Origin of the sequence: Nocardioides seonyuensis, assembly GCF_004683965.1 — a bacterium.
Lineage (GTDB): Bacteria > Actinomycetota > Actinomycetes > Propionibacteriales > Nocardioidaceae > Nocardioides > Nocardioides seonyuensis.
Genome location: NZ_CP038436.1, coordinates 3,636,230 through 3,648,974 on the forward strand (window position 1 = coordinate 3,636,230; position 12,745 = coordinate 3,648,974).

Below are 12,745 nucleotides of genomic sequence, written 5' to 3' on the forward strand. Positions count from 1 at the left end.
CTTTCACGAAAGATCTTGCGGCGTGGCATTGGACGCACCGCATTATCTCCACGTAGTCTTTCAGATGTGGCGCGACACACACAACCGACGCGCCCGCACCCCGGTCCCCCACAGGAGACGTCCCTTGAGCCTCGACACCTCTGCCGCGCAAGCCCTCCAGCAGGGCTCCGCCGGCCAGCCCTATCCCTACCGCCTCACCGAGCTCGTCGAGCCCGACTGGACCCGGTTCCCGGGATGGTCCGACGTCACAGCGGCCGATTGGGAGTCGGTGCAGTGGCAGCGTGCCCACTGCATCAAGAACGTCAAGCAGCTCCGTGAGCTGATGGGCGACCTCCTCGACGACCGGTTCTACGCCGACCTCGAGCGCGACCAGGCCGAGCGCGCCACCATGTCCATGCTCGTCCCGCCGCAGATGATGAACACGATGGTGCCGCACGTGCCCGTCGGCGGCCCCGGGTCTCTCACGGACGCGTTCTACGCCGACCCGATCCGGCACTACATGATCCCGGTCTTCAGCGACCGACGCACCGACTGGCCATCCCACCCCCACGCCACGCGCGACTCCCTCCACGAGCACGACATGTGGGCGACCGAGGGCCTCACCCACCGCTACCCCACCAAGGTCCTGGCCGAGCTCCTTCCCACCTGCCCGCAGTACTGCGGCCACTGCACCCGCATGGACCTGGTCGGCAACTCGACGCCGGTCATCGACAAGCTCAAGTTCGCCGGCAAGCCCGCCGACAGGCTGGGCGACATGATCGACTACCTGCGCCGCTCCCCCGGTGTGCGCGACGTCGTGGTGTCGGGCGGCGACGTGGCCAACATGCCGTGGCCCCGTCTCGAGGACTTCCTCATGAAGGTCCTGGAGGTCGAGAACATCCGCGACATCCGCCTCGCGACCAAGGCCCTGATGGGGCTGCCCCAGCACTGGCTGCAGGACGACGTGGTGGCCGGCATGACCCGCGTCGCCGAGACGGCTCGCGCGCGTGGGGTTTCCGTGGCCATCCACACCCATGTCAACCACGCCAACTCGGTCACCCCGCTGGTCGCGAAGGCGGCCCAGACCATGCTGGCGACCGGCATCCGCGACGTGCGCAACCAGGGCGTCCTGATGAACGGCGTCAACGCCGAGCCCGACGACCTGCTCGACCTCTGCTTCCGCCTGCTCGACGGCGCGCAGATCATGCCCTACTACTTCTACATGTGCGACATGATCCCGTTCTCGGAGCACTGGCGGGTCTCGGTCGCCGAGGCACAGCGGCTCCAGCACCACATGATGGGCTACCTCCCCGGGTTCGCCACGCCTCGCATCGTCTGTGACGTGCCCTTCGTCGGCAAGCGCTGGGTGCACCAGCTGGCCGACTACGACACCGAGCGCGGCATCTCCTACTGGACGAAGAACTACCGCACCTCCATCGAGGCCGACGACTCCGAGGCGCTCTCGCGCCACTACGAGTACTACGACCCGATCCACACGCTGCCCGAGTCGGGCCAGCAGTGGTGGGAGCAGCACGGCCGCCTCGACGAGGCATCGCTCAAGGCCGCCGAGATGGCCGAGGCCTCCCGTCGTACGGCGGCGCTCCAGGCCTGGTGACGTCCGGGGCGGGTCAGTCGATCGGGCGGTTCTCGTACGGCGTGGACAGCACGATCGTCGTCCTGGTCGAGACGTTGGCGACCGACCGGATGCGACCGAGGAGCTCCTCGAGGTCGCCGGGGGTGCCTACCCGGATCTTGAGGATGTAGGACTCGTCACCAGCCACCGACCAGCAGGACTCGATCTCGGCGATGTCCTGCAACCGCTCGGGATAGTCGTCGGGCTGGGAGGCGTCGATGGGCGTCACGGAGATGAATGCCGTCAGCGGACGCCCGAGCTGCTCGTGGTCGACGGTGGCGCCGTAGCCCTTGATCAGGCCCCGCTGCTCGAGGCGCTTGACGCGCTGGTGCACCGCCGAGGTCGACAGCTCGGTCGCCTTGCCGAGGTCGGTGTAGGACATGCGGCCGTCGACGGCGAGGAGTGAAAGGATCTTGCGGTCCTTGGCCTCCACCTCTGGTGCGCTCATCGCGCGAGAGTAGCGCTCCCGGCGAGTGCCTCCACGAGGCGTACGGCAGATGAACCAAGACCCCACCGCTGGTCGAGCGCGATGACGGCGTCGTGGTCCTGCGGCGTCCGGGGGCGGGTGAGGTCCGGCGAACCGAGGTCGAGGTCGCGGCGTACGGCGACGACGCGAGGTGCGACGGCCAGGTAGTCGGCCGCCGCCTTGATCTTCGACCGCGGACCCGGCGCGAGGTCGGCATCAGGGTCCTGGGCCGCCGCCAGGATGCCGGCCATGTCGCCGAAGCGGTTGAGGAGCGTGGCTGCGGTCTTGTCCCCCACTCCTGACACTCCCGGGAGCCCGTCGGAGCTGTCTCCTCGCAGCGTGGCGAAGTCGGCGTACTGCCGGGCGTCGATGTCGTACTTGGCGCGCACCCACGCGTTGTCGACGCGCTCGTGCTTCCCGACGCCACGGGCGGTGTAGAGCACTCGGACCGCCTGCCCGTCGTCGACGAGCTGGAAGAGGTCACGGTCACCGGTGACGATGTCGACCGGCATCCCGGCATCGGTCGCCAGCGTCCCGATCACGTCGTCCGCCTCCATCTCGGGGTGCCCGACGATCGGGATGCCGAAGGCCGTCAGCACGTCGATGATGATCGGGATCTGGGTCTCGAGCGGGTCGGGGACCTCCTCGACGTCAGGGGCCGGGCCGGGCACGACCGCCTCGACCCGGTGGGCCTTGTAGGAGGGAATGAGGTCGACACGCCACTGGGGCCGCCAGTCCTCGTCCCAGCAGCAGGCCAGGTGGGACGGGTCGTACTCCCCCACGAGCCGGCTGATGAAGTCCATCAATCCCCGTACGGCGTTGACGGGGGTGCCGTCCGGAGCCTTGACGGAGTCGGGGACACCGAAGAACGCACGGAAGTAGAGCGATGCGGTGTCGAGCAGCAGCAGGCGGTGGCCGGAGGACATGGTGGAAGCCTTCCACAGCCGCTGGGCCGGGGCACCTACTCCGCGAGCACCGAGTAGGCCACGACGCCCCGCTTGAGCAGCTTGACCGTCTCACGCGCGTTCTTGCGCAGCGGAGCATCGGCGGCGGCGTCGGCCACCTGACCGGCGAGGTCGAGCAGCTGCTTCATCCAGCGGACGAAGTCGCCGGCGGCGAGGCCGGTCACCATGAGCACGTCGTCGAGCTCGTCGCCCTCGGCCCATCGCCAGGCGGCCCACACGAAGCCCACGTCGGGCTCGCGCAGGAAGTCGAGCTTGTGCTGTCGCTCCAGAGCATCGAGGTGTCCCCAGAGCCGCACCAGCTCACCGAGCACGTCGCGCACCCGCTGCCCCGGGAGCTTCGGAGACGAGGCGTCGTCGGCCCTCCTTGCCTCGAACACGAGGGCCGAGAGGACGGCGGCCAGCTCGGACGGCGTGAGGTCGTCGAAGAGCCCTTCGCGCATCGCCTCGGCAGCGACCAGGTCCATGTCGGTGTAGATGCGGCGGAGATGGCGCCCCCGATCGGTCACGTGCTCGCCCTCGAGGTAGCCCAGCGAGCTGAGCACGTCGCACACCCGGTCGAAGGTGCGGGCGACGGTGTTGGTGCGGTTCTCGACGCGGCGCTTGAGCGTCTCGGCGTCGCGCGTGAGCTTGAACCAGCGTTCGGCCCAGCGTGCGTGGTCCTCGCGCTCCGGGCACTGGTGGCAGGGATGGGACTTGAGCTGGGCCCGGAGGTCGGCCACCTGTCGGTCGACCGAGGAGTCGCCGAACGAGTCGCGTGCGGGGGTACGACGCGTGGTCGCCGGGTCCAGCGCATGGGTCTTGTTCCGCAGTGCGGCAGCCAGGTCGCGGCGCTGGGCGGGATTGCGCGGGTTGAAGGTCTTCGGGAGCCGCATGCGGGCCAAGGACTCCACGGGCTCCGGGAAGTCCATCGGCGCCAGCCGCCGCGCCTGGCGGTCGAGGGTGACGACCTGCGGGCGTGGCTCCTCACCCGAGAGCCCGGGGTCGATGACGACGGCGAAGCCGCGGAACTTGCCCGTCGGCACGTTGATGATGTCGCCCGGCCGCAGCTTCGCCAGCGAGTCCATCGCCTCGCTCCGTCGGTCTGCGCGTCGCTCGCGGACGGCACCCTTCTCAACCTCGGAGATGCGCCGGCGGAGGTCGGCGTACTCCATGAAGTCGCCGAGGTGGCACGTGGCGGCCTCGCGGTAGCCGGTCAGGGCCTCCTCGGCCTTGTGCAGCTGTCGCGCGAGGCCCACGACGGCCTTGTCGGCCTGGAACTGGGCGAAGGACTGCTCGAGGAGCTCGCGCGAGCGCTCGCGGCCGAACTGGTGCACGAGGTTGACGGCCATGTTGTAGGAGGGCCGGAACGACGAGCGCAACGGGTAGGTGCGGGTGGAGGCGAGCCCCGCGACCTCGCGGGGGTTCATCCCGGGCTGCCAGAGCACGACGGCGTGTCCCTCCACGTCCAGGCCGCGGCGACCGGCGCGCCCGGTCAGCTGGGTGTACTCCCCCGGCGTGAGGTCGGCGTGGGTCTCGCCGTTCCACTTCGAGAGCTTCTCGATGACCACCGTGCGCGCCGGCATGTTGATGCCGAGGGCCAGCGTCTCGGTGGCGAAGACGACCTTGACCAGCCCGCGCTGGAACAGCTCCTCCACGACCAGCTTGAACGCAGGCAGGAGCCCCGCGTGGTGGGCGGCGATGCCGCGGGTCATCCCGTCGAGGAACTCGTGGTAGCCGAGCACCTGGAGGTCTTCCTCGGGCAGGCTGCGTGATGCCTCCTGGACGCGGGCGTAGATCTCGTCGCGTTCCTCGGGGGTGGTCAGCCGGGTGTTGGCGCTGACGAGCTGCGTGACCGCGGCGTCACAGCCGGCCCGGCTGAAGATGAACACGATGGCGGGCAGGAGACCTTCACGCTCGAGCCGGTCCACCACGTCGACACGGCTCGGGATCCACACGCGCCGACCGTTGCCGACGCTGCGCGGGTTCTTCGACGATCCGGGCTTGCCCTTGCGAGGCGACCGCCGGTCGCGCATGAGCCGCTGTGAGGCCCAGTCGTCCCGGGCCACGCGCATCAGCTCGGCGTTGACGGGGGCGCCCTCCTTGACGAAGCCCGCGCTCGCGTCGACGTCCGAGGACGCGAACAGGTCGAGCAGGCGACGACCGAGCATCACGTGCTGGAAGAGCGGCACAGGGCGACGCTCCTCCACGATCGTGGTCGTCTCACCGCGCACGGTCTCCAGCCACTCACCGAACTCCTCTGCGTTGGAGACGGTCGCGGACAACGACACCAAGGTCACCGACTCGGGCAGGTGGATGATCACCTCCTCCCACACGGCACCTCGCATGCGGTCGGCCAGGTAGTGCACCTCGTCCATCACCACGAAGCCCAGCCCGAGCAGCGTGCTGGAGCCGGCGTAGAGCATGTTCCGCAGCACCTCGGTGGTCATCACCACGATCGGCGCCTCACCGTTGACGACGTGGTCGCCGGTGAGCAGGCCGACCCGCTCCGCGCCGTAGCGCCGCACCAGGTCGTGGAACTTCTGGTTGGACAGCGCCTTGATCGGGGTGGTGTAGAACGCCTTGCGGCCGGTCTCGAGCGCGAGGTGGATCGCGAACTCACCGACGACCGTCTTCCCGGAGCCGGTCGGAGCGGCGACGAGGACGCCGCGGCCGTCCTCGATCTCTCGGCACGCCCTCAGCTGGAAGTCGTCGAGGGGAAACTCGTAGAGGGCCTCGAACGTCCGGGTGTGGGGATGGGCGTCGCTCATGTGATGACCTCCAGCGCCCGAGGCGCACACTCGATCGTCAGGGGCAGCGGACCGAAGCGCTCCCCGTCGGCGTACGTCACCACACCGGGCGCCGCCACGGTCACCGAACGGACCCGGTGGTGGACGTACTGCTCGACCTCGTCGACGGTGCCGGCGAAGAGACGAGGGTAGGAACGCACCAGACCTCGCCTGGTCATCGCCTGGATGACGACGACGTCAAGGAGCCCGTCGTCGAGCGCGGCGCCCTCGGTGATGCGCAGTCCACCGCCGTAGGAGGGGCCGTTCCCGACCGCGACGACTACCGCGTCATAGCGCGCGGACACCCCGTCGAGGTCGAGGGAGTAGGACACGGGCGCGAAGGTGCGCAAGGCGCCGAGGGTGGCAAGGTTGTAGCGCATCTGTCCGCGCGGCCACCTCATCGCGTTCGCGCGCTCGTTGACGAACGCGTCGAACCCGGCAGCCAGCACGGTGGCGTAGTAGCGGCCGCCGCTCACGGCGAGGTCGATCCGGCGGGTGCGTGACGCGATCACGCGGTCGGCCGCCGCAAGGGGGTCGCGGCGGGGAAGACCGAGGTAGCGGGCCACGTCGTTCCCGCTGCCGCTGGGGATGATCCCGAGGCTCACCTCGGTGTGTGCCACCGCCTGCAGCCCCAGATGGACCATTCCGTCACCTCCGCAGACGACGAGCGACTCCACGCCGTCGGCCACGCAGGCACGTGCGAGGTCGAGCGCCTCGTCGGTGTCGCGGCCCTGCAGGTTGCGCACGACGAAGCCACTGTCGCGCAGCCGGCCCAGGGCCGCGTCGCGGTGGCGCACGCCACGCCCCCGGCCGGCCGTGGGGTTGGTGAGCAGGGCGATCTCACGCCCTCGCCCGGAAGGGACCTGCATGGTCACCGACCCTATCCGGCGCCTGCGCGGCGCGAGGGCCTAGTCGCCGGCCCTGAGGAGCACGGAATAGCGCTCGGGCCTGGATCCGACCGCCCGGGACAGGCGGCCGAGCGCGTCCATGGCGACGACCGGGTCGATCCGCGAGCCTGGCACCGCGAGGGTGAGGCGCTCGGATCGCTCGCCGATGAAGACCTGGCCGTGGCGCCAGGCGTGGTGCACCCGCACGCGGGTCGCGTCGTCGGCGACGGCCTCGGGGTAGGCCTCGTCGACGCTCATCAGGTCGCAGTCGAGCTCTTCCTCGCCAGCCCTGAGACGACCGGCCAGGAGGTGCGCGGCGTGCTGATCGCCCTCCGAGCTCCAGACGACGTCGGAGGTGCCGAGCCACTCGGGCAGGTCGAACGGGTCGACGTCGACGATCGGCGGCTGCATGACCCCAGCCTTGCAGACCCTCGACCACCGGTCAGAGCGGGGAGAGCTCCTCGGGCGAGAGCCCGGCGTTGGGGCTGCGGGATGCCCGCCGGCGGTCGTTCACCCGGGCGATCACCTCGGACAGGAGGAAGAGGACGAGCATCGGGACGGCCATCAGCGTCATCGTGAAGGGGTCCGCCGACGGGGTCGCGACTGCGGAGAACACGAACGTCCCGATCACGATCCACGGGCGGTAGGCGGCGAGCGCCTTGCCCTTGACGATCCCCGCGGCGTTGAGCAGCACCACGAAGACCGGGATGTTGAAGGCCAGCCCGAAGACGAACAGCGTGCGGGTGAAGAACTGCAGGTAGTCGTTGAAGTCGATGAGGTTGGTGATGCCGTCGGGGTTGAACCCGATCAGCACCTCAAGGCCCAGCGGCAGGGTGACGTAGCCCAGGCCCACCCCGAGGATGAAGAGCGGTCCGGCGATGGTCGCGAAGACCCGGCTCATCTTGCGCTCTCGCGCGTAGAGGCCGGGGACGATGAAGGCCCAGATCTGGTAGAGCCAGTAGGGCGCGGTGGCCACGAGCGCCGCGAAGCCGCCCAGGGTGAGCCACATGGTGAGGCCAGCGCCAGCGCCGGAGGTGGTGGCCTCCGTCGAGCCCTTGGGGAGCTTGGACTGCGCCTGCATGTAGGGGTCGTAGACCGCGTCGTAGAGTGCGTGCCGGAAGACGATCGCCACGACGAATGCGAGCGCAAGCGCGAGCACGCACCGCATCAGGCGCGCGCGGAACTCCCGGAAGTGGTCGGACAGGGCCATGCGACCGTCCGGTCCGACAGGATGGTGCGGCCGGCCCCGGAAGAGGCCGACGATGCTCCGGAGCTTCACCTAGGTCAGGCGGTGGTGTCGTCGCGCTGCTCGCGGACGATGTCGTCGGAGGAGATCGCCTCGCGGGCCTCGAGCTCGCGCTGCTCGGGGGTCTTGTCCTTCGAGTCCTCGTCCTCGTCACGCAGGCCCTTGGTCTCGGTCTTGAAGATCCGCAGCGCCTGGCCCGAGCTGCGGGCGAGGTCAGGCAGCTTGGCGGCGCCGAAGACGAGCACCACGATCAGGAGGATGACGAGCCATTCCATCCCCTGAGGCATGCCGAGCAGAGCGGAAGTCATCGGGTCTCCCTGTCAATCATGAAGTGGACATCCGCATCCTACGCCGACGTTCCCGACCAGCGCTCGTACGTGTCCACGGTGGCGCGTGCCGAGCGGAGCACCGCCTCGGCAAGCTCCGGTGGGTCCACGACCCGAGCATGGGGGGCGAGCCGCAGCACCAGGTGCTGCAGCCATGCCTCGCTGCTCACCTGGAGGTCGACGTCGAGGGTCCCGCCCGGTCCTGGGCGGACCCCCTCGACGGGGTAGTACTCCGTCATCCACCGGGCCGCAGGCTCGAGCCTGAGCGTCACCCGAGTCGTGTCGGCGTCGGTGAACCATCCCTGCGTGAGGTCCCGCGCACGCGCTCCGGGGTCGGCCACCGGCGTGTCCAGCTCGGTGACCGCCACGACGCGGTCGAGCCTGAAGACGCGCTCATCGCCGGCGCGGTGGCACCAGGCGTCGAGGTAGAGGGCGTCCTCCACGCTGGCGATGGCGCGCGGATCGACCACACGCGTGCTCTCCTCGTCCCGGGAGGCGACGTGGTAGGTCAGCTCGAGCTGGTGGCCTCGCGCGATCGCACTCTCGATGACCGGGACGATCTCCGCCCCGCGACTGGGCTGTGACTGGACGTGGAGCTGGCGGGGTGACTCGTCGCTCCCGATGGCCCCCTCGAGCTTGGCCAGCGTGCGCTCGACCACCTCTGCCGCCTCGGGGGCGGCCACGTCGAGCATCGTGTGCAGGGCAACGACCAGGGCAGTGGCCTCCGACGGTGCGAAGCGCACCGGGCGCGCGAGGTAGTCGGCGTTGTCCACCCTGATGACGCGCTCGCCCTCGAGTGCCTCGATGTCGACCTCGATGAGGTCCCCCGGCAGACCGGGCGAGAGCCCGGTCATGAAGAGGACGCGGAGGTCGCGCTCGATCTGGGCTGCGTCGGTGCCGAAATGGGCTGCGGCCTCGTCGAGACGCACCTCCCCCCGGGCCAGGAGGTAGGGCACCAGCGCCAACAGGCGGGCCACCTGGTCCGGCGCGGAGTCGGCCGGCGTCGTACGCGCATTCATGCGGTCTCCCCGAGCAGTGCACGCAGCCGGGACAGCACGCGCTCCCGCAGAGACTCAGGAGAGAGTACGACGACGTTGTCGCCGTGCCCGAGCACCTCGTCGGCGAGCGAGTGCTCGGACGCCTCGACCACGAGGCGGTCCCACTCGTCGTCGTGTGAACCGACCGTCTCAGCTCGCCGGCGCAGCTCGACGGCCGTCCCACGTCGGACCAGCAGCTCGGCGCGCAGCGATGGTGAGGCCGGTGCCAGACGCGCCGCCACCGCACGCACGTCGGTGCCGGGCGGGACGACGTAGGCACCCGGACGTCCCGAGGCTCTGACCGCGCCCTGGATGCGGGTGAGGCGGAAGACCCGCTCCTCTCCCCTGTCGAGGTCGTGGCCCACGACGTACCAGCGGCCGGACGAACGGACCATGCCCCAGGGTTGGAGACGACGCCGCGTGGGCGCGGCCTCCGTCGTGCGCTGGTAGTCGAAGGTGACCAGGCGGCGCTTCTCGATGGCGTCCCACAGCGGCTCGAAGGCCGGCTCGTCCGCGCGGATGGCAGGGGCGAGCACGTCGAGACGCGACGGGTCGATGTCGACGCCGTCGGCCTTGAGCTTGGCCAGGGCGCGCGTGGTGGCGCGGGCCAGGGTCGCCTGCTCCCACACCTGCGCTGCGATCCCGAGCGCGGCGGCCTCGTCGGCCTCGAACCGCAGCTCGGGCAGTGACGTCTGCTCGGTGGGGATGCGGTAGCCGACCTCGTCGTCGAACAGCGGGTCGGAGCTGCCGACCTCGATGTAGGCGCCGAGGGCACGGAGGGAGTCCTTGTCACGCTCGAAGGCGCGCTCGAAGGCCTCGTTGCCTGCCTCGGTGTAGGGGTGGTCGGGATAGCAGGCGCGACGGATCGCGTCCTTCGTCGCGAAGCGTCGCGCGCCGAGCAGCATGATGTGGAGGTTCATCAGGCGCTCGGCCCGTGGCTGTGCCATCAGCTGATCACCTCCTGTCAGCGCTCGCTGCGCCTGACCTCAGACCGCGCCGAGGATGTCGACCACGAAGTAGAGGGTGTCCGTGCCCTTGATGCCGGCCGACGGCTGGCCCTCCTTGCCGTATCCCTTGCTCGGGGGGATCTGGAGGATGAGCCTCGACCCGACGTTGCGCCCGACGAGGGTCTCGTCCCACCCGTCGACCACGGCACCGACGCCGATCTCGAACGATGCCGGGTCCTTGGAGTAGGACTCGTCGAAGGGCTTCTTGCCCTCGTAGACCTGTCCCAGGTAGTTGGCGTAGATGGTCTGGCCCTTCTCGACCACGGGGCCATCGCCACGGACCAGGGTCGTGGAGAGCAGCCCGCCGCTGGGGGCCTTGGTCCCGGTGAAGTCGAGGCCGGTGACGTCGCCGTCCTTCTCGACGAGCTCCGGCGCCCAACCAGCCGGCTCGCGGTCCTCGCCGGTGGGGCCGCCGAGCAGCTGGCCGACGACGTCGATGACGAAGAGGACCGTGTCCTGGTTGCCGATGCCGATCTGGGCGTTGCCCCTCTCACCGAACGCGTCCTCCGCCGAGGCGAGGACCGCGACCCGAGACCCGACCGGGTGGCCGAAGATCCCCTCGCGGAGCGGCTTGAGGATGTCCTCGGAGTCGGGGACGGACTGCGGGGCGCCGCTGTAGGTGCTCTGGGCCTCCTGCTCGGTGTAGCCGTTGCCGATCCACCAGTGCACCAGCGCGTTGGTGCCCTCGACGACCGGTCCGTCGCCCTCCTCGAGCACCTCGACCTCGAGGTCCTCGGGCGCGCCCAGCCGACCGTCGAAGGTCACCTTGGGCTTCTTGCCCTGGGGCCCCTCGATCTTGACCGAGTCGAGGTCCGCGCTGGGCTGGGACCCCGGCGCCTCGTCAGTGCCGCAGGCCGCCAGGCCGAGCAGGCTGAGGACGAGGAGGCCACTCGTAGCAGCGGAGCGGGCGCGAGGACGGAGCACGTGGGTCACCAATCAGTTCGGAGGCCGCCGTTCCGGCGGTCGGTCGACTTGCGCGCACACCCTACCCACCGGCTCCACGCCGTCGGCCCGTGCGCGGTCACATCCCGTCGATGAGTCGCTGGACCCGCTCGTCGTAGGCCTTGAAGGGATCCTTGCAGAGGACCGTCCGTTGAGCCTGGTCGTTGAGCTTGAGGTGCACCCAGTCGACGGTGAAGTCGCGCCGGCGCTCCTGTGCCTTGCGGATGAACTCTCCGCGCAACCGAGCACGGGTGTTCTGCGGCGGGACGCTCTTGGCCTCGAAGACCTTGAGGTCGGTGGTGACCCGCTCGACCGCTCCACGCTTCTCCAGAAGGTAGTAGAGGCCGCGGTCGCGGTGGATGTCGTGGTAGGCGAGGTCGAGCTGCGCCAGGCGGGCGTGTCCCAGCGGGAGGCCGTGCTTGGCGCGGTAGGCCTCGATCAGCTTGAGCTTGATCACCCAGTCGATCTCGCGGTCCACCAGGCCCAGGTCGTCGGACTCGACTGCCTTGAGGCCGCGCTCCCACAGGTCGAGCGCGCGCTCGATCGTCGGGGTGGAGATCTGGCGCCTGTCGACGAAGTCGCGCGCCTTGGCGAGGTACTCGCCCTGGATCTCCAGCGCGCTGGCCTCCCTGCCGTTGGCCAGGCGGACCTTGCGCTGACCGCTGGGGTCGTTGCTGATCTCGCGGATGGCGCGGATGGGGTTCTCCATGGTGAGGTCGCGCATCACCACGCCCTCCTCGATCATCCGCAGCACCAGGTCGCAGGACGCGAGCTTGAGCAGCGTGGTGGTCTCGCTCATGTTCGAGTCGCCGACGATCACGTGGAGCCTGCGGAAGCGCTCGGCGTCGGCGTGCGGCTCGTCCCGGGTGTTGATGATCGGACGGCTGCGGGTGGTCGCGCTGCTGACGCCCTCCCAGATGTGCTCAGCGCGCTGGCTCACGCTGTAGGAGGCACCCCGGGGGGTGTTCACGATCTTGCCTGCGCCCACCACGATCTGCCTGGTGACCAGGAACGGGATGAGGATGTCAGCAAGGCGACTGAACTCCCCGGCGCGACCGACGAGGTAGTTCTCGTGGCAGCCGTAGGAGTTGCCGGCCGAGTCGGTGTTGTTCTTGAACAGGTAGATGTCGCCGGCGATGCCCTCGTCGTGGAGCCGTTGCTCGGCGTCCAGGAGCAGGCCCTCGAGGATCCTCTCCCCTGCCTTGTCGTGGGTGACCAGCTCGACGAGGTCGTCGCACTCGGGCGTGGCGTACTCAGGGTGGCTGCCGACGTCGAGGTAGAGGCGCGCGCCGTTGCGCAGGAACACGTTGCTCGAGCGACCCCAGCTCACCACCTTGCGGAAGAGGTAGCGGGCGACCTCGTCGGGGCTCAGCCGTCGTTGCCCCTTGAACGTGCAGGTGACGCCGTACTCGTTCTCGATCCCGAAGATTCGGCGGTCCATGCGCCCACACTAGGCCCGTGGGCCCAGCCCTGCCGGGAGGCGCATGGACTC

General features: G+C 69.6%; 12 protein-coding genes. 1 reads left to right on the forward strand and 11 read right to left on the reverse strand.

What is annotated here, in order from left to right; genetic code table 11:
* Positions 1–124: 124 nt before the first annotated feature.
* Complete coding sequence (locus EXE58_RS17610) at positions 125–1,594, forward strand: KamA family radical SAM protein (RefSeq protein ID WP_135269055.1); 1,470 nt, start codon at positions 125–127, stop codon at positions 1,592–1,594.
* Between the two features lie 13 nt (positions 1,595–1,607).
* Here EXE58_RS17610 and EXE58_RS17615 read toward each other — a convergent pair whose 3' ends face one another.
* From EXE58_RS17615 to pafA, 11 genes are all read right to left on the reverse strand, one after another.
* Complete coding sequence (locus EXE58_RS17615; protein ID WP_135269056.1) at positions 1,608–2,060, reverse strand: Lrp/AsnC family transcriptional regulator; 453 nt, start codon at positions 2,058–2,060, stop codon at positions 1,608–1,610.
* Positions 2,057–3,004, reverse strand: coding sequence for a 5'-3' exonuclease (locus tag EXE58_RS17620; protein ID WP_135269057.1), 948 nt, complete (start codon positions 3,002–3,004; stop codon positions 2,057–2,059). The genes EXE58_RS17615 and EXE58_RS17620 overlap by 4 nt, the downstream gene beginning before the upstream one ends.
* Before the next feature lie 35 nt (positions 3,005–3,039).
* Complete coding sequence (locus EXE58_RS17625; RefSeq protein ID WP_135269058.1) at positions 3,040–5,790, reverse strand: DEAD/DEAH box helicase; 2,751 nt, start codon at positions 5,788–5,790, stop codon at positions 3,040–3,042.
* Positions 5,787–6,677 (reverse strand): diacylglycerol/lipid kinase family protein, encoded by an 891-nt coding sequence (locus EXE58_RS17630; RefSeq protein WP_135269059.1) that lies wholly within the window; start codon positions 6,675–6,677, stop codon positions 5,787–5,789. The genes EXE58_RS17625 and EXE58_RS17630 overlap by 4 nt, the downstream gene beginning before the upstream one ends.
* Positions 6,678–6,716: 39 nt before the next feature.
* Entirely contained in the window at positions 6,717–7,106 is a 390-nt protein-coding gene (locus EXE58_RS17635) for a hypothetical protein (protein ID WP_135269060.1), read from the reverse strand.
* A 31-nt stretch (positions 7,107–7,137) separates the two neighbouring features.
* Positions 7,138–7,974 carry a twin-arginine translocase subunit TatC gene (gene tatC, locus EXE58_RS17640; protein ID WP_244242299.1) on the reverse strand — a complete coding sequence of 279 codons (837 nt, stop codon included), beginning with the start codon at positions 7,972–7,974 and terminating at the stop codon, positions 7,138–7,140.
* Positions 7,975–7,979: 5 nt separating this feature from the next.
* Positions 7,980–8,249, reverse strand: coding sequence for a Sec-independent protein translocase subunit TatA (gene tatA / locus EXE58_RS17645; RefSeq protein ID WP_135269061.1), 270 nt, complete (start codon positions 8,247–8,249; stop codon positions 7,980–7,982).
* Between the two features lie 38 nt (positions 8,250–8,287).
* The gene (locus EXE58_RS17650) at positions 8,288–9,286 is read right to left on the reverse strand and encodes a helix-turn-helix transcriptional regulator (protein WP_135269062.1); all 999 of its coding nucleotides are present in this window, start codon (positions 9,284–9,286) and stop codon (positions 8,288–8,290) included.
* Positions 9,283–10,251: a helix-turn-helix transcriptional regulator gene (locus tag EXE58_RS17655; protein ID WP_135269063.1), complete on the reverse strand. Its 969-nt coding sequence runs from the start codon at positions 10,249–10,251 to the stop codon at positions 9,283–9,285. The genes EXE58_RS17650 and EXE58_RS17655 overlap by 4 nt, the downstream gene beginning before the upstream one ends.
* A gap of 39 nt (positions 10,252–10,290) precedes the next feature.
* A complete protein-coding gene (locus EXE58_RS17660; RefSeq protein ID WP_135269064.1) occupies positions 10,291–11,235 on the reverse strand; it encodes an FKBP-type peptidyl-prolyl cis-trans isomerase in 945 nt (314 codons plus the stop codon).
* Between the two features lie 97 nt (positions 11,236–11,332).
* Positions 11,333–12,694: a Pup--protein ligase gene (gene pafA / locus EXE58_RS17665; protein WP_135269065.1), complete on the reverse strand. Its 1,362-nt coding sequence runs from the start codon at positions 12,692–12,694 to the stop codon at positions 11,333–11,335.
* Between the last annotated feature and the right edge of the window lie 51 nt (positions 12,695–12,745).

Bases quoted from the DNA above. Each gene is read 5' to 3' on its own strand.
- EXE58_RS17630 (WP_135269059.1), bottom strand. From the start codon at position 6,677: ATGCAGGTCCCTTCCGGGCGAGGGCGTGAGATCGCCCTGCTCACCAAC.
- pafA (WP_135269065.1), bottom strand. From the start codon at position 12,694: ATGGACCGCCGAATCTTCGGGATCGAGAACGAGTACGGCGTCACCTGC.
- EXE58_RS17635 (WP_135269060.1), bottom strand. From the start codon at position 7,106: ATGCAGCCGCCGATCGTCGACGTCGACCCGTTCGACCTGCCCGAGTGG.
- EXE58_RS17655 (WP_135269063.1), bottom strand. From the start codon at position 10,251: ATGGCACAGCCACGGGCCGAGCGCCTGATGAACCTCCACATCATGCTG.
- EXE58_RS17620 (WP_135269057.1), bottom strand. From the start codon at position 3,004: ATGTCCTCCGGCCACCGCCTGCTGCTGCTCGACACCGCATCGCTCTAC.
- EXE58_RS17615 (WP_135269056.1), bottom strand. From the start codon at position 2,060: ATGAGCGCACCAGAGGTGGAGGCCAAGGACCGCAAGATCCTTTCACTC.
- tatA (WP_135269061.1), bottom strand. From the start codon at position 8,249: ATGACTTCCGCTCTGCTCGGCATGCCTCAGGGGATGGAATGGCTCGTC.
- EXE58_RS17625 (WP_135269058.1), bottom strand. From the start codon at position 5,790: ATGAGCGACGCCCATCCCCACACCCGGACGTTCGAGGCCCTCTACGAG.
- EXE58_RS17650 (WP_135269062.1), bottom strand. From the start codon at position 9,286: ATGAATGCGCGTACGACGCCGGCCGACTCCGCGCCGGACCAGGTGGCC.